Here is a 16,401-nt window from a genome sequence, read left to right on the forward strand (position 1 = left end):
AACGCCTAAATTTATTTAATAGCCTGCATATGGTTTTTTATAAATTCTTTTGTATCGCCATCTGCAACAAATCCACCACCAAATGCCTTGTATACAAAAACAACACTATTTAAAAGCTCTAAATTTGCATTTGCTAAATTTAATTTTGCATTTAAAAGTCCTCTTTGAGCATCTAAAAGTTCCAAATGATCGCTATATCCAGCATTATATCTTTGATATGCTAGATCATAAACTTTTTGCTGAGAATCAACTAAATTTTGTGCTGCTTCTTTCTTTAAAATAGAATTTTTTCTATTTGCAAGGCTATTTCTTACTTCACTAAAAGCATTTTTGATGACCTTATCATAATTTATCAAACTTGCATTTTGTTCTAAATTTGCTATCTTGACTCTTTTTGAAGTTCTACCAAAATCAAGAAGCGGTCCCACTAAAGATCCGCCAATATTCCAGCTATTAGCATTTTCAATAAAAAGTCTATCAAATTCACTGCTTGTATAGCCAAAAATTCCAGTTATTGATAGTTTTGGAAAATAGCTTGCCTTTGCGACACCAACTAAAAAATTTGAAGCTTTTAATCTTTCTAAAGCACTTGCTATATCTGATCTTTTTAAAAGTAAATTTGATGGAATGCCGCTAGGAATTTCTGGCACAAAAAAGTCAAAATTATCAGAAATTTTTACATTATCATACAAAATTTCATCATAATCTCTACCAATTAAAACAGACAAAGCGGTATTTGTGCTTGAAATTTGATTTTGAATATCAATAAGTTTAAATTTTGCACTATCAACTTGAGATTTTGTTTGATAATACACGATAGAACTAATCACGCCAGCTTTTAGTTGATTTTGTCTAAATTCTAAGGTGCTTTCATATGCTTTAAGACTGTCTTTTAAAATTTCTTCTTGTTTTTTTAAAAATAAAAGCTTAAAATAGCTAGAAACAACGCTACTTGCTATACTTAGTCTTGCTGTATCATAGTCATATTTAGTTGCTAAAAAAGATGACTTTTTGGATGATACACTATTTCTTACTCTACCCCACAAATCAAGCTCATAATCTAAAATCCCACTAAAACTATAACTCTCTTTTGGATTAGAATCAATCCCACTAGCACCTAAATTTCCACCGCCTTTATAGATGATAGTTGGTAAAAACTCCAACTTATTTAACCCTAAATTTACTCTTGCTAGCTCAATATTATTTAAAGCCATTGCTAAATCTAAATTATTATTTAAAGCAAAATCAACTAACTCATTTAAGGTATCATCTTTAAAATCCATCCACCATTTATCACTCAATTCAATACTATCTAAATTTGCCTTGTAGTTATATTGTTGAAGCGGCATATCTGGCTTAAAAGAACATCCACTAAAAACAAATGCCAAAAAAATGGTAAATTTTATAATCTTTTTATGCATAATCTTCCTTTTTATTTTGCGATAATTGATTATCTTTAAATTTTTTATTTAACCAATTATTAAAATTTTCAACTATAGAATAAAACAATGGTACAAAAAATATCGCTATAGTAGAAGCAGCTATCATTCCTCCAATCACACCAGTGCCTATAGCCTGTCTTGATGCTGAACCAGCTCCAGTGCTTATAGCCATAGGCAAGACCCCTAGAGTAAAAGCAAGAGAAGTCATCACAATTGGTCTAAACCTAAGCCTTGCAGCTTTAATGCTTGCATTAAATATACCCTCACCTTTTTTATACTCCTCCATCGCAAATTCTATAATCAAAATAGCATTTTTAGCTCCTAAACCAATCAACAATAAAAGTCCTATTTGAAAATATATATCATTATTTAAGCCTCTAGCCCATATAAAAATTAAAGCTCCAAAAACAGAAAACGGAACAGCTGTTAAAACGGCTAATGGCATAAGCCATCTTTCGTATTGTGCCGCCAAAATCAAATATACAAATATAAGTCCAAATATAAAAGCTATTTTACCAGTTCCTGTTGAATTTACCTCTTGATAAGCAGTGCCTGACCAGCCAATTAAATAATCATTATTTGGAAAAACCTCTCTAAATACTTCTGAAATTGCTTGTATGGCTTGACCTGATGTATATCCAGGGCGAGGCTCTCCCATAACTTTTGCAGCCGGAAAACCATTAAATCTATCAACATTATCAGGTCCTAAGCTTCTTTCAAGTTTGACAAGAGAATTTATAGGTATCATATTTTTTGTTGTTTGGCTTTTTACAAAAATATTTCTAAAAACATTTTCAGAATCCCTAAATTCAGATTTAGCCCTTATGCTTACTTTGTAAGTTTTTCCAAGCATATTAAAATCATTTACATAATAACTTCCTATAGTTGCATTTATTGTAGCAAATAAATCCGCCAAATGTACTCCACTCATTTTTACTTTTTCATCATTTATCACAAGGTTATATTGTGGAAATTTTGTATCTAGAGTGGTTCTTACCATCATTAATTCTGGTCTTTGATTTGCTGCTGCAACAACTTTTTGCATATCTTCTTGCATTTGGATATAGCTTTTTCCTGTATTTGTTTGTGCAAAAAGCTCAAAACCTCCTGTTGCGGAAAGACCGCTAATTGGAGGTGGATTTACAACAAAACTAACACCATCTCTATTTCCATAAAACATAGCATTAAATTTATTCGCTAAAGCAAAAGATGATTGTTCTAAAGTTCGTCTTTCATCCCAAGGCTTTAATTTGATAAACATAATAGAGGAATTTTCTCTAAGTGTTCCCGCTACTAAATCATATCCTGCCATTAAACCTGCAGATTCTACATTTTCTTCACTCATCGTAATATCTACTAAATTTTTACCATGTGATTTTGTTAGCTCAATAGAAGATGCTGATGGAAGTTGATTAATTACCATTAAAGCACCCTTATCTTCATTTGGAACGAGTCCTCCTGGAATAACCTTCATAAGCGTATAAATTCCATATATCATTATACCAACAACTATTAACGACGGTATGGTATGTCTTAAAATTTTACTTACACCTTTTGTGTATAAGTTGGTACTATAATCAAAAAAGTCATTAAATTTACGCACAAACCACCAAGGCTGAGTTCTATCTTTTTTTAACATTAAAGCACATAGTGCAGGCGTTAAAGTAAGTGCTACAAAACCAGATAAACATACAGAAACAACAAGAGTTAAAGCAAATTGTTTTTGAATGATCCCCACAAAACCATCCATAAAAGCAACAGGAACAAACACGGCACTTAAAACTAAAACTATAGATATAACTGGTGCAAAAATTTCTTGAACTGCTTTTTGAGTAGCTTCTTTAACGCTTAAATTAGGCTTCTCTTCTAAAATTCTTTCAACATTTTCAATTACAATAATTGCATCATCAACAACAATACCAATTGCCAAAATCATAGCAAAAAGCGTTATCATATTTATAGAAAATCCCATAATAAGTATGCCAGCAAAAGCCCCTATAATAGAAACAGGCACGGCTAGCATTGGAATGATTGTTGCTCTTAAATTTCCTAAAAACATATACATTACAACTAAAACTAAAATCATAGCCTCAATAAAAGTTTTAATAACTTCTTGTATGCTTATATTAACAAATGTGGTTGTATCATATAAAATGTCATAAGTTAAAGTTCCTGGAAAATTTTTTGAAAGCTCAACTAATTTTTTGTTTACCAACTCAGCCACTTCTAAAGCATTTGCATCACTTTGAGTCATAATCAAAACAGGTGCCATAGCACTTTTATTAACAAAAGCATCAAAAACATATTTTTCAGAACCAATAGTAACGTCAGCAACATCTTTTAACTTTAGCATAGAGCCTTTATCATCGCTTCTTAATATTATATTTTCAAATTCTTGTGCGTTTTTCAATCTTCCTTCGGGTTTTAAAATATATACGTATGGATTATCGCTAGTAGTTGGTTGCTCTCCAATTTTTCCTGCTGCGTATTGACTATTTTGCTCTCTTATTGAAGATATAACTTCAGAAATTGTTAGGTTGTATTTTTTTAACATATCTGGTTTAATCCAAATTCGCATAGCATAGTCTTTACTGCCAATTAAAATTGCATTTCCAACTCCTGGAATTCTTTTTAATTCATCAACAATATTTACTGAAACATAGTTATTTAAATCAACTATATCCATTTTTCCTTCTGGATCATAAAAAGATAAAACTTCTAATATATTTGGACTCATTTCAAAAGCATTAACACCAATTCTTTTTACTTCTTCAGGAAGAGATGCTTGTGCAATTTTGACTCTATTATTGACATTAACTAAGGCTTCTTGAGGATCTGTTCCGACCTTAAAAAATACATTTAAAGACATCTCGCCAGAAGAGCTAGATGTTGATTGCATATATATCATATTTTCTACACCATTTATAGCTTCTTCAAGAGGTGCAGCAACTGTTGAAGCTATAGTTTGAGCATCAGCACCATTATAATTTGCCACAACAGCTATTTTTGGTGGAGTGAGTTGAGGGTATTCTTCAACCGGTAAAATTTTCATTGAAATTAAACCCGCTATTATTATAATGATAGATAAAACCATAGCAAGTATTGGTCGATTTATAAAAAATTTAGAAAACATTACTTACCTTCCACTATTTTAACTGGCATACCTAATCTTAACTTTATAAAATTATCCAATATTATCTTGTCTCCATCTTCTAAGCCGTGAGATACAACAGCATATTGACTTGTTTGATCTGAAATTTTAATGCTGGATTTAGCAACTTTTCCATCTTTTACCAAATACACAAAAGCACCTTTTAAATCTTGTTTTATAGCAATTTGAGGAATTTTAAAACCGTTTTTTTGATATAAGCCACTCATTGTAACAACAGCAAAACTTCCTGGTATTAACTCTAAATTTTGATTATCAAAAACAGCTTTTGCATCTACGGAATTTGTTAAAGGATTTATAACTCTATCTATAAAAACGGTAGTGCCATTATACTCTTTTTCATTTATTGTAAGAGTTGCGGGAGAATCTTTTTGAACCCACTCTCCGCCTAAAATTTTACTATTTATATTAAGTGCATCAATATCAGAAATAGCGTATTTAGCATATATTGGATTTAGTTTTGTAAGTCTTACTAAATTTGGATTTTGAATACTTACATAAGCCCCTATATCTTTATATGGATCTCCTAAAATTCCATCAAAAGGTGCAGTTACTATAGTGTATCCTAAATCGATCTGAGCATTTCGTAAAATTGCTTTTGCATTATCTACTTTTGCCTTTGAAATTTTTAAATTTAAAAGAGCCAAATCAAATTCTTTTTGACTAATTGAGTTTGATTGTTTAAGCTTTTTAACTCTATCATAATCAAGTTCTGCCATCTTATAGCTAGCGTTTGCAACGCCTAAATTTGCTTTTGCGACATCGACTGCGGATCTATATTTTTCATCATCAATCAAAAAAAGCTTATCACCTTTTTTTACATTATCGCCCGCTTTAAAAAATTGTTTTATTATAGTTCCATTAACTTTTGCTACTATATCCACACTCTGTTCGCTAACTATTTTGGCTGGATATTTTGCACTAATTGGCACATCAAAACTTTTTACTTCCATAACAGAAACTGGCAAAGGTTGCGGTTTTAAACCAGAAGGCTTTTCTTTTGTTGATGGTTTATTGCAACCATAAAAAATTAAAACAAAAGATAAAAATATCAATGTTTTTTTAAATTTATTCATAAAATTTTCCTTAAATAATATAATTTTGTAATTTAAATTACAAAATAAAAGCTAATTCTACATCTTAAATTTAAACTTGTCAATAAAAATTGATTAAATTTTAAGATAAAATTCCATTTAAAAATACCTTTATAGATCTTTTTATATGCAAAATTTGCTCTTCTTTTGTGATTTTTATATCCTTATCAAAAAAAATTGCTTCAAAAAAATATGGCTCTTTTATTAAAAATGTAAAATTAAAAGCATATTGAGAAAGTTCGTGCTCTTCAAATTTAGACATAAATTTATCTTTTTTAAAAAAATCTACTAAATATTTATTTAAAAATATAGCAGTATCATTTACAAAAGATCTTCCAATTGCAATATTATAAGAGTTAAAACCCTCACTTAAGATTAATTTATGAAATAAAATAGTATTTTTTCTAAACATAACATTAAGATAAATTTCACTAAATATAAATAAAAAATCTTCAAGATTTAAATTTTTATTTATATTAATTTCTTGTTGTAGTTTTTGATTGATTTTATCTACGCTTTCTGAAATAATCGCCCTAAAAAGCCCCTCTTTATTCTTAAAAAATTTATATATAGTAGCAAAAGACCCACCACTTTTTTTTACTATATCATTTAAACTTGTATTTTTATAGCCTTTTTCTAAAAATAAATCCAGCCCAGACTGCAGAATTTTTTCATACCTAAATTTAGCTCTTTTGTTGCTAAATTCTAGCGACATATTATCTCCTATTTTTTAATTTTTCATCTATCACTGTTTTTTTAGGATAGACAAAAATACTCTTTTTTTGCGTGCTTATACTTTCATCATCAACCGCAAAAGCTTTTATGTTTATATTAATTACACTATCTTTTCTATCGCTATTTGCCAACATTTTAGAAGTTTTTAAAGTTACAATTATTTTTTTCTTCTTTTTACTTTTTATATAAAATGGCTTTTGTGGTTTTTTAATAATTATATCTTGATTATCAACACTAAAATAAAATTTATGATCTTTGTTTTGTGTATTTTCTATCATAAAAATATAACTATTTTCAATACTAAATTTATCATCTTCAACTACAATGCTATAAAGACTGCTATCTCTATTAATGTTTAAAAGTAATCTTTCTCTATTTGCACCCACAAAAAACAACACAATAAAAATCAAAGATAAAACAACCATATAACCAATCGTTCTAAATCTAAAAAATTTTATCTTATTTCCGCTATCAATTGAATTTTTACTAGTCCAATTTATCAATGATTTTTTGTTAAATTTAGCCATAACATTAGAGCAAGCATCTGCACATTCTAAACAATTTATACACTCAAGCTGCATACCACGCCTAATATCAATATGAGTTGGACAAACATTCACACAGGATTTACAACCAATGCACTCATCAAATTCGCCTTTTGGTTTATCTGAAATTTTATTATGTTTGTCATCATAAATTTTTCCACCTCTTTTTACATCATAAATAACTTGCACAGTATCACCATCAAACATTGCTGATTGAATTCTTGCATAAGGACATATATAAATACAAAAATTTTCTTTAATAAAAATAGTATCAATAAATATAAAAGTAGCTATAAGAAACACTATAGTAACGGTTATTTGATGCTCGCTTGGATTTGTTATATAGATTAAAAAATCTTCAGGTGGCACAAAATACCATAAAAAATTTGAAGCCATAATAATACTTATAAAAGCCCAAATACAGGCCGCAAAAAATCTTCTTATAAATTTATCCTCAACTTTTTTTTGTTTATTTGAAATATTTTTTCTGATTTTAAAAATTTTTGTTTGCAAAAAATCTCTATAAAATGTTCTCATTATAGTTTGAGGGCAGATCCAACCACACCATACACGCCCACCTAATGTCGTTATAAAAAAAATAGTTAAAAAAAGTATAATCAAAACAAACGGCATCAAATACATCTCTTGCATAGAAAAAATTTGAAAAAATAGGTGTAACTCTTTTTTATCAAAACTAAGCAAAAAAAGATGTGCTTCATTGATACGTAAAAAAGGTATAACTAAAGCCATAACTGAAATGCAAATAAAAGTAAAATATCTATTTTTAGCGTATTTTGTAATAAATCCTCTAGCCATATTTTTTCCTTTTTATGATAAATTTAGCAATATCGCAATTATACTACATTTAAGCTTTAAAAGGCAAATTTTTTAATTTGCTTTTTTTATTTTTTTTATGTATAATAAAACCTCAAAAATTTTAATGAAAGGTGGTGATTTGGATGCCAGGAATCAAGGTTCATCCAAATGAGTCTTTTGATGAAGCTTACAGAAAGTTTAAAAAGCAAACAGATAGAAATCTTGTAGTTACAGAAGCAAGAGCTAGAAAATTTTTTGAGCCAAATACTGAAATTCGCAAAAAGCAAAAAATTTCAGCACGCAAAAAAATGCTAAAAAGACTTTATATGTTAAGAAGATATGAGTCAAAACTCTAACCATATAGCTAACTAGCAGTAAATTTAGCTGTTAGTTAGTAAAATTTATTATATTTTTAGCCTAAATTTGAGATAATACTAACAAGGAGTTTGTTATTATGGAAAAATTTTCTATTCAAGAAGCAGCACAAAAGCTTGGAATTTCAAAAGAGGCTATTTATAATAGAATTAGAAGAAATGTTATGAAAAGCGTAGAAGAAAATGGCATTAAATATGTTATTTTAGAAAAATTAGAAAAAAAAGATTCTACAAAGCAACCATCAAAAAAATCACAAAATTTAATACATCAAGAAAATAGCGAATTTATATCATATTTAAAAAATGAAATTGAATATTTAAAGCTTAAAAATAAGAGCTTGTTAGAAGATAAAGAAAAACTTTTTAGAGAAAAAGAAGAGCTTTTGATGGCAAGTAAAAATGAGATAAAAATGATTTATCAAGAAAGAGATGAAAAATTAAAATATTTTTTAAGCATATTAGAAAGACCGATTTTACCACAAACAGATAAAATAGAAGCTAAAGCTATAGATATTAAAAATGACGAGTGGATTGAACTTGGAAGCTTTTTGGATTCTTTAAATTTAAAAAAGAAAAAAAGGAAAAATATTAAAAAATTTATTATTAAAAATGCTTACACAGATGAAAATTTAAAAATTCAAAATGGTATGGTTTTGGTAAATAAAAATTTTGATATATTAAAAATCAACGATAAGGATGATAATGAAGAGTATTAAACAGATTAAAAAATACGCTATGGCTGGCGGTTTTGGATTGATTTTAGCTGGAGGGCTTAGTGGATGTGCGAGCCAAGATGAAAATTCAAATTTAGAACAAAATGCAAATCAAGGAGCTTTCGTAATCATTGAAGAAGTTTTAGGTGGTGGATATAAAATAGTCGAAGAATTTCCGAGCAAAGAAACTAGAATTGTTCTAAAAAAATTAGATGGAAGCGAAAAAGTTTTAACAAAAGAAGAGATGGATGCTTTAATTCAAAAAGAAAATGTAAAAATCCAAAATGGAACTTCAAATTTAACGAATCCAAACGCTACTATTAGTAGCGGTGGAATGGGGCTTGGAGAAGCGATATTATCTAGTGTGGCTGGAGCAATTATTGGAAGCTGGATAGGGAGCAAGCTTTTTAATAATCCAGCATATCAAAATCAACGACAAAGTGCATACAAAAACCCTTCAGCATACTCAAAAAGCGTAAATAGTTTTAATAAACAAAGCACAACTTCATCTAAAAAATCAAGCGGTAAAAGCGGATTTTTTGGTGGTGGTTCAAAATCAAATTCAGTAGGAGGTTGAGATGTTAAATTTAAAAAAAGTTGCCCCTTTAAGTAAAGAGTATTTAGAAAATTTAGGCTTTAAATGGCACACTGACGAAGATAAAAGCCCTTATTTAGCTGATGAAATTTTAGAAATTTCACAAAAGCAAGCAGATAGATATTATGAAGCAGTAAATGAATTATACGATATGTTTGTAAATGCAGCACAATATGTGATTGATAATGATTTATTTCATGAGATTGGAATTCCTTTTAATTTAATAGATATCATCAAAGATAGTTGGGAAAATGATGTTCATTGGCATTTATATGGCAGATTTGATTTAGCTGGAGGTATTGACGGTAAGGCGATTAAATTAATTGAATTTAACGCTGATACGCCAACATCTCTTTTTGAGAGTGCAGTTATACAATGGGCTTTATTAAAGCAAAATGATATGGATGAAAATTCTCAATTTAACGGAATTTACGATGCATTGGTTGAAAATTTTAAAAGACTAGTAACTTTGAGTGATGATACATCTGAATTTGATAAATACTATGATGGATGGAAAATTCTATTTAGCTCTATAGCTGGAAATATAGAAGATGAAATAACGACTAAATTTTTAGAAGTTGCAGCAAAAGAAGCTGGATTTGAGACAGATTTTGCTTATGTTGATGAAGTTGATTTTAGCGATGAAGATGGTATAAATTTTAATGGTCAAAATTACGAATTTTGGTTTAAATTAATACCATGGGAAAGTATAGCAGTTGATGAGGGCGAGCTTGCATTAATTTTAAAAAATATCATAAAAAACAAAAAAGCCATCATCTTAAATCCAGCCTACACTCTTCTTTTTCAAAGCAAAGGAATTCTAAAAATTCTATGGGATCTATATCCAAATCATCCGCTTTTATTAGAAAGTTCTTTTGAGCCTTTAGACGATAAAAAAATGGTAAAAAAGCCATTTTTGGGGCGTGAAGGCGGGAATGTAAGCATAATTAACAAAAATGGAGAAACTATCTTAGAAGAAGATGGAGATTATGCAAATCAAAGATTTTTATATCAAGAATTTTATGAATTCAATAAAGACAAAAACAACAACTCATATCAAGCGGGAGTATTTTTTGCTTATGAGGGTTGTGGGTTAGGATTTAGAAGAGGTGGTGAAATCTTAGGAAATTTTGCTAAATTTGTTAGTCATTATATAAAGGATTAAAAATGAAAATAGTATGTTTAGATGCCGACACTTTAGGTTTTGATGCAGATTTGAGCATATTTAATAAATTTGGAGAATTTAAGAGCTATGATAAAACTCCTGCAAATTTAACTATAGAACGTTTAAAAGATGCTGATATTGTAATTACAAATAAAGTTTTAATCACTAACGAAGTTATAGCCAACACAAATTTAAAACTCATTTGTGTTAGTGCAACAGGTGTTAATAATATAGATTTAGAAGCTGCTAAAAAACGTGAAATTCCTGTTAAAAATGTAGCTGGCTACTCTACTAATAGCGTAGTTCAACAAACATTTGCATCACTACTGATGCTAACAAACAATATGAATTATTATACAAATTATGTTAGTAGCGGAGAATGGGCTAAGAGTGAAATTTTTACAAATTTGGATAAGCCTATTACTGAAATTTGTGGTAAAAATTTTGGAATTATTGGACTTGGCGAGATAGGAAAAAAGGTAGCCAAAATAGCTCAAGTCTTTGGTGCAAATATAAGCTATTTTTCAACAAGTGGTAAAAATAACGACTCAAATTTTAGGCAAGTTAGCTTAGATGAGTTATTGCAAGAGTGCGATATAATCTCAATTCACGCTCCACTAAATGAAAATACTAAAAATTTAATAGGTAAAAATGAACTAAGCAAGATAAAAAAAGGTGCGATTTTAATGAATTTTGGTCGTGGTGGAATTATAGATGAAATCGCTTTAGCAAACGCTATTGATGATGGAAATTTAAAAGTAGTTTTAGATGTTTTAGAAACTGAGCCAATGACAAAAAATCATCCATTGCTAAATGTTAAATTTAAAGAAAATTTAATCATCACTCCACATACAGCTTGGGGTAGCGTTGAAGCAAGAAAAATATTAATAGAAAAAATCGCTTTGAATATTGAAAATTTTTTAAATAATTAAAAAATAGTGTTCTAAATTTAGAACACTATGCTATATAAATTTTATTAAATTCTTTGTATCAAAAGGAAAATTTAACAAACTTTATGATAGACTTATAATTCTTATATAATATAATTTTTAAAGGAATTTTAATATATGTCGTTTCTAAATAAAACAATAAATAAATTTGCCATAAAATATGCACACTCAAAAATGCAAAAAGCATTAACAAATAATCTAAATATCGATATTACAAATCAAAATATAGCCAAAATTCCAAATCCAAATAAATCATATATGCTATACACACACATTCCATTTTGCCATATTTTTTGTCCATATTGCTCTTTTCATAAATTTCAATACAATAAAGAAAGCTGTAAAAACTATTTTAAAAATTTAAGAGAGGAATTAAAGCAAACAAAAGAAGCTGGATATGATTTCAACTCTTTATATGTTGGCGGTGGCACAACTCTTATTGATGAAGATGAATTAATAAAAACCCTAGAACTTGCAAAAAAATTATTTAGCATTCAAGATATCTCTTGCGAAACAGATCCAAATCACATTCAACCTGAAAATTTGGCTAAATTTAGAGGGCTTATAGATAGAATCAGTGTTGGAGTGCAAAGTTTTGATGATGAAATTTTAAAAAAAGTTGCCAGATTCGAAAAATTTGGCTCACAAAAAGATTTAATCAATAAGCTAGAAAAGGCTATAAATATCTTGCCTGTGCTAAGTCTTGATTTAATTTTTAATTTTCCATTTCAAACAAAAGATAATTTATTAACCGACATCAAAATTGCAAAAGATTTAAATCCACAACAAATAACGCTCTATCCATTAATGAAATCAAATTTAACAAAAGACGCAATCGCTAAAAGCCTTGGAATTAGTAATATAGACAATGAGTATGAATTCTATAAAATCATAAGAGAAGAATTTAAAGATTACAACTCAAATAATGCTTGGGCTTTCTCAAAAGAAAAGTCAAATTTAGCAGATGAGTATGTTGGATCAAATAGCGATTATGTTGGAGTTGGTAGCGGGGCTTTTAGTTTTTTAGATGGTAGGCTTTTGATAAATGCTTTTAATTTAGATGATTATGAAGAAAAGATTAAATCAAATAAAAGCCCTGTCATTGCCACTTGTGATTTTAAAGATAGTGAAAAAATAAAATATATATTTCTAACTAAACTATTTGATGGAGAGATAAATATAAAAGATTTTAATTTACAAAACAAAGTGGATTTAAAAAAAACTATGTTTTTAGAACTAAATTTATTGCGTCTTGCAAATGCCATATATGAAGAAAATGGCTTTATTAGACCAACAGAATTTGGAAGATATATATGTGTAGTTTTAATGAAAGATTTCTATACTGGAATGGACAAAGTAAGGGCTATATTCAAAAATGATGCAAAAATTAAATCGAGAAAAAAACTATATGTAATGAGTGAAGAAATTTAACTCAAAGGAGTTAAATTTCAGCTATAATATCTTAATGCTACAAAATTCCAACTCTTTTTTCATCTCCAAAAGCTGAAATTTGCTCTGTTTGTATCTCCTCTATAAAATCACTCATCTTAAAAATTTCATCCTCTCTTACAGCAACTTTCAAGGCTGTATTTTTTAAAATTAGTGAAATTTGGGCTCCACTTAAATCAAATTTAGCTAATTTTTCTATACTAAAACTCTCTTCAAAACTTGCATTTTCAGGAAGAATTTGTTGCCAAATTCTAATTCTTTCTTGAAAATTTGGCTTTTTAAACTCTATTTTAAAATCAAATCTTCTTGAAAAAGCACTATCTAGGCTTTGTAAAAAATTTGTAGTCGCCACTAAAACACCCTCAAATTTTTCAATTTGTTCTAAAAAGATGTTTTGCATTTGATTATGCATTTTTTCTGCTCCACTAAGCCCATTTTCAAGCCTACTTGATAAAAATTGATCAGCTTCATTTAAAAGCAATAAAGGCTCGCTTTTTGTTTGAGAACAAATTTGCTTAAAAGTATCAAAAATTTTTCTCACATTTTGTTCACTCTCGCCAACATATTTTGATAGAATTTTAGAGCAATCAAAACTTATCACATCCTTTTTTAAACTTTTTGCAAGACTTATTGCACTCATAGTTTTGCCAGTTCCAGCCGGACCATAAAATATTATTTTTGCATCTATGTTTTTTCTAGTTTTTATACCCCAACTATTTAGTTTATTTATAACTTTTTTATCAAGCTGTTTTAAGATAGAATCTAGAATTTGCTTAATTTTAGGATTTAAGACTACATCATTTATATCTGTTTTAGGCGTAATTAATTCAAAAATTTCACTATCTTTTATCAAATTTTCAAGCACTAGTTTTTTACTTTTTTTATCATTTTTTTGTGGATACATTATTGATTGCAAAATATCTTCATTAATAAAAAAGCTTTTTGTAACTCCACCTGTCGCACCAAGAACCTCATCATAATCAATCAACCCATTTGATATCAAATTTCCACTATCTTCTAGTAAATAGCGATTTTTAATCTTATCCATCTCATTATCGCCAATCATATCAAGAAGAGTATTTATATCTCTCAAATTTTCATAATCGCTAGAATATTCCTCTTTCAAGAGAGCTAAAAATATTATTTGTTCTTGCTCATTTAAAAAATTTTGTTTAAAAATTTGCTCAATAACGATATTAATTTTACTTATTTTTAGCTTGTTTTTTATGATATTTTTAAGAGTATTAATTTTTTTATCGATACGAATTTTATGCTCCCTACTTTGAGCTAAAAGTCTTTTTTGATAAAACTCAACCAATAAAAATTGATCTTGCAAATACTCTAAATGATTAGAATACTCGCCCAAATCAGGAAAGCCATTATCGATTTCTCCTGATTCTAAGAAATTTAAAAACATATCGCTAAGTTCTATTTCGGTGTGCAAAAGGCTTAATTTTGAAGCCTTTTTGTCTGACTTAAAAAAATTAACATTTTTTACAATATATCCAAAATCGAGCAAATTTTTAATTTCATCCAAATGATTTAAATATCTATAATTATCTTTACCAAAAGCCTTTAAAAGCAGATTATGAACACTATTTGATAAATTTCCATCCATATATGATTTTGTTAAAATTTTCAAAATTTCTGCTTCATTTTTTGATATTTCTAAAATTTCATAAATTTTAGGCTGTATTTCGTTATTGCTTAAAAAATCTTTTAAATAATCCATAATCTTCCTTTTTTAAAATTTAACTAAATTTTAATCAATCCTACATCATTGAACGTAAAATTTCTATCTCTTTTTCCCATAAATTTTCATCAATTGTCTCTAAGATAAGCGGAATTTCATCTATATTTTTATCTTGCATTATATTTTTAAATGTTTCAAGCCCTAAAGTCCCTGCTCCAAGACTTTCATGGCGATCCTTTTTTACGCCAAGACTATTTTTAGAATCATTTAAATGCATTGCACTTAAATATTTATAGCCAACGATTCTATCGAATAAAGCCATTGTTTTGTCATAACTAAATTTATCTCTTATATCATATCCACCAGCAAAAAAATGACAAGTATCTATACAAACCCCTATTCTATTTTTATCGTGAATTTTGCTTATTAAATATGACAAATGCTCTAATTTATAACCTAAATTTGACCCTTGTCCTGCTGTATTTTCTATAACTAATTTAACATTTTGTGAATTTGAGATGGCTCTATTTAGACAAAAAGCAATATTATCCAAACACTCCTCTTCGCTTATTTGATTTAAATGAGAACCTGGATGAAAATTTAAAAGCTTAAGTCCTAATATATTAGCCCTATTTATCTCATCCATAAAAGCTTCAAAACTTTTTTGTCTAAGAGATGGATCTGGATGACCTAAATTTATAAGATAGCTATCATGTGGCAAAATGTGATCTTTTTTTATATTTGCGACCTCTAAATTTTCATTAAAAAGTTTGATATTTTCATCACTATAAGGTTTTGCACTCCATTGTCTTTGATTTTTTAAAAACAACGCAAAAGCGTCTGCTTTTATTTTCATTGCATTTAACGGTGCATTTTCTACTCCGCCACTAGCACTAACATGAGCTCCAACTCTTTTCAATCCATCTCCTTTATTATTATTTTTATTTCATTTTTTTTGTCATTAAAACTAATTTTTTTATTGCAAATTTCATATTGCAAATTTATAACTTCTTGCCTAAATCCACACTCTGTTTTTATGAGATTTTTTGCATTATAGATCGGTTTTTTTGCCAAAATATCTTTAAAAAAACCTCTATAATGTTTAAATTTAAAGAATTTTTCATTAAATTTAATCTCATCTTCACAGATACCATTATAACAAATTTTATCTTTAATATCCATTTCAAACAATCCAACGCCGCTATTATAAATTTGAAGCCTAATCTTTTTTTTGCCAAAATCAATAAATCCAGCATCGTTTATTTTTATCAAAGGACTTTTTATGGTAAAAATAGCTGATTTTGAGCGATTTAAACCTGTTTTTGCACAACTTACAAAAAAAATTCCTATAAAAATTAAAAAAAATATATTTTTAGCTCTCATTTAAGTAACCTTTAAGTTTTTTTGAAGTATAATCACATTTCACAAATATTTTATTAACCGAGTGGCCCATTCGTCTAACGGTTAGGACATCGCCCTTTCACGGCGGTAACACGAGTTCGAATCTCGTATGGGTCACCAACACTATATTGAAAAAGCATACAAAAATTATCAACAAAAAAGTATTTTTAAAAGACATAAAGTTATTAAATTATAAAAGTCTTTACAATAACTAAATACGAAATGCTTTAATTAAAATATCTATAAGTTATTAAAAAATC

General features: G+C 28.3%; 14 protein-coding genes and 1 tRNA gene. 7 read left to right on the forward strand and 8 right to left on the reverse strand.

Translation table 11 applies throughout. The features are described from left to right. Window positions 1–11 precede the first annotated feature (11 nt). The 5 genes from F1B92_RS00715 to ccoG all read right to left on the reverse strand — a co-directional run bounded on the left by F1B92_RS00715 (window position 12) and on the right by ccoG (window position 7,801). Entirely contained in the window at window positions 12–1,421 is a 1,410-nt protein-coding gene (locus F1B92_RS00715) for a TolC family protein (RefSeq protein WP_154569999.1), read from the reverse strand. Continuing rightward, window positions 1,414–4,575 (reverse strand): efflux RND transporter permease subunit, encoded by a 3,162-nt coding sequence (locus tag F1B92_RS00720; protein ID WP_154570000.1) that lies wholly within the window; start codon window positions 4,573–4,575, stop codon window positions 1,414–1,416. The genes F1B92_RS00715 and F1B92_RS00720 overlap by 8 nt, the downstream gene beginning before the upstream one ends. Continuing rightward, complete coding sequence (locus tag F1B92_RS00725; protein WP_154570001.1) at window positions 4,575–5,687, reverse strand: efflux RND transporter periplasmic adaptor subunit; 1,113 nt, start codon at window positions 5,685–5,687, stop codon at window positions 4,575–4,577. The genes F1B92_RS00720 and F1B92_RS00725 overlap by 1 nt, the downstream gene beginning before the upstream one ends. A 100-nt stretch (window positions 5,688–5,787) precedes the next feature. Then, on the reverse strand, window positions 5,788–6,420 hold the full coding sequence (locus tag F1B92_RS09430; RefSeq protein WP_154570002.1) for a TetR/AcrR family transcriptional regulator: 633 nt from the start codon (window positions 6,418–6,420) through the stop codon (window positions 5,788–5,790). A gap of 1 nt (window position 6,421) precedes the next feature. Next, the gene (ccoG, locus tag F1B92_RS00735; protein WP_154570003.1) at window positions 6,422–7,801 is read right to left on the reverse strand and encodes a cytochrome c oxidase accessory protein CcoG; all 1,380 of its coding nucleotides are present in this window, start codon (window positions 7,799–7,801) and stop codon (window positions 6,422–6,424) included. A 143-nt stretch (window positions 7,802–7,944) separates the two neighbouring features. Here ccoG and rpsU point away from each other — a divergent pair, with 143 nt between their 5' ends. From rpsU to F1B92_RS00765, 6 genes are all read left to right on the forward strand, one after another. Then, window positions 7,945–8,157 (forward strand): 30S ribosomal protein S21, encoded by a 213-nt coding sequence (gene rpsU / locus F1B92_RS00740; protein ID WP_154570004.1) that lies wholly within the window; start codon window positions 7,945–7,947, stop codon window positions 8,155–8,157. A gap of 98 nt (window positions 8,158–8,255) precedes the next feature. Next, window positions 8,256–8,891: a hypothetical protein gene (locus F1B92_RS00745; RefSeq protein ID WP_154570005.1), complete on the forward strand. Its 636-nt coding sequence runs from the start codon at window positions 8,256–8,258 to the stop codon at window positions 8,889–8,891. Then, the gene (locus F1B92_RS00750) at window positions 8,878–9,465 is read left to right on the forward strand and encodes a UPF0323 family lipoprotein (protein ID WP_154570006.1); all 588 of its coding nucleotides are present in this window, start codon (window positions 8,878–8,880) and stop codon (window positions 9,463–9,465) included. Before F1B92_RS00745 ends, F1B92_RS00750 begins: the two co-directional genes overlap by 14 nt. Window position 9,466: 1 nt before the next feature. Then, window positions 9,467–10,648, forward strand: a complete 1,182-nt coding sequence (locus F1B92_RS00755) for a glutathionylspermidine synthase family protein (RefSeq protein WP_154570007.1) — start codon at window positions 9,467–9,469, stop codon at window positions 10,646–10,648. Window positions 10,649–10,650: 2 nt separating this feature from the next. Then, a complete protein-coding gene (locus tag F1B92_RS00760; protein WP_154570008.1) occupies window positions 10,651–11,580 on the forward strand; it encodes a D-2-hydroxyacid dehydrogenase in 930 nt (309 codons plus the stop codon). A gap of 135 nt (window positions 11,581–11,715) precedes the next feature. Further along, a complete protein-coding gene (locus tag F1B92_RS00765) occupies window positions 11,716–13,029 on the forward strand; it encodes a coproporphyrinogen III oxidase family protein (protein WP_154570009.1) in 1,314 nt (437 codons plus the stop codon). Between the two features lie 37 nt (window positions 13,030–13,066). Here the strand turns inward: F1B92_RS00765 and F1B92_RS00770 are convergent, their stop codons facing one another. Genes F1B92_RS00770 through F1B92_RS00780 form a run of 3 tightly spaced genes read right to left on the reverse strand, consistent with a single transcriptional unit; the run spans window position 13,067 to window position 16,123 of the window. After that, window positions 13,067–14,779, reverse strand: a complete 1,713-nt coding sequence (locus F1B92_RS00770; protein ID WP_154570010.1) for an ATP-binding protein — start codon at window positions 14,777–14,779, stop codon at window positions 13,067–13,069. 40 nt (window positions 14,780–14,819) lie between these two features. Then, window positions 14,820–15,659, reverse strand: coding sequence for a deoxyribonuclease IV (gene nfo, locus F1B92_RS00775; protein WP_154570011.1), 840 nt, complete (start codon window positions 15,657–15,659; stop codon window positions 14,820–14,822). Continuing rightward, window positions 15,656–16,123, reverse strand: coding sequence for a hypothetical protein (locus F1B92_RS00780; protein WP_154570012.1), 468 nt, complete (start codon window positions 16,121–16,123; stop codon window positions 15,656–15,658). Before F1B92_RS00780 ends, nfo begins: the two co-directional genes overlap by 4 nt. Before the next feature lie 63 nt (window positions 16,124–16,186). On the opposite strand from F1B92_RS00780, the gene F1B92_RS00785 reads away from it, so the two are divergent. After that, window positions 16,187–16,261: transfer RNA gene (locus F1B92_RS00785), tRNA-Glu, on the forward strand. The last annotated feature ends 140 nt before the right edge of the window (window positions 16,262–16,401 follow it).

The sequence above is a fragment of the Campylobacter portucalensis genome, from assembly GCF_009690845.1.
In the GTDB taxonomy this organism is placed as follows: Bacteria; Campylobacterota; Campylobacteria; order Campylobacterales; family Campylobacteraceae; genus Campylobacter_B; species Campylobacter_B portucalensis.

What these genes read in the sequence shown, in the direction of transcription:
- F1B92_RS00715 (WP_154569999.1), bottom strand. Translation starts at nt 1,421, where the DNA reads ATGCATAAAAAGATTATAAAATTTACCATTTTTTTGGCATTTGTTTTT.
- F1B92_RS00720 (WP_154570000.1), bottom strand. Translation starts at nt 4,575, where the DNA reads ATGTTTTCTAAATTTTTTATAAATCGACCAATACTTGCTATGGTTTTA.
- F1B92_RS00725 (WP_154570001.1), bottom strand. Translation starts at nt 5,687, where the DNA reads ATGAATAAATTTAAAAAAACATTGATATTTTTATCTTTTGTTTTAATT.
- F1B92_RS09430 (WP_154570002.1), bottom strand. Translation starts at nt 6,420, where the DNA reads ATGTCGCTAGAATTTAGCAACAAAAGAGCTAAATTTAGGTATGAAAAA.
- ccoG (WP_154570003.1), bottom strand. Translation starts at nt 7,801, where the DNA reads ATGGCTAGAGGATTTATTACAAAATACGCTAAAAATAGATATTTTACT.
- rpsU (WP_154570004.1), top strand. Translation starts at nt 7,945, where the DNA reads ATGCCAGGAATCAAGGTTCATCCAAATGAGTCTTTTGATGAAGCTTAC.
- F1B92_RS00745 (WP_154570005.1), top strand. Translation starts at nt 8,256, where the DNA reads ATGGAAAAATTTTCTATTCAAGAAGCAGCACAAAAGCTTGGAATTTCA.
- F1B92_RS00750 (WP_154570006.1), top strand. Translation starts at nt 8,878, where the DNA reads ATGAAGAGTATTAAACAGATTAAAAAATACGCTATGGCTGGCGGTTTT.
- F1B92_RS00755 (WP_154570007.1), top strand. Translation starts at nt 9,467, where the DNA reads ATGTTAAATTTAAAAAAAGTTGCCCCTTTAAGTAAAGAGTATTTAGAA.
- F1B92_RS00760 (WP_154570008.1), top strand. Translation starts at nt 10,651, where the DNA reads ATGAAAATAGTATGTTTAGATGCCGACACTTTAGGTTTTGATGCAGAT.
- F1B92_RS00765 (WP_154570009.1), top strand. Translation starts at nt 11,716, where the DNA reads ATGTCGTTTCTAAATAAAACAATAAATAAATTTGCCATAAAATATGCA.
- F1B92_RS00770 (WP_154570010.1), bottom strand. Translation starts at nt 14,779, where the DNA reads ATGGATTATTTAAAAGATTTTTTAAGCAATAACGAAATACAGCCTAAA.
- F1B92_RS00780 (WP_154570012.1), bottom strand. Translation starts at nt 16,123, where the DNA reads ATGAGAGCTAAAAATATATTTTTTTTAATTTTTATAGGAATTTTTTTT.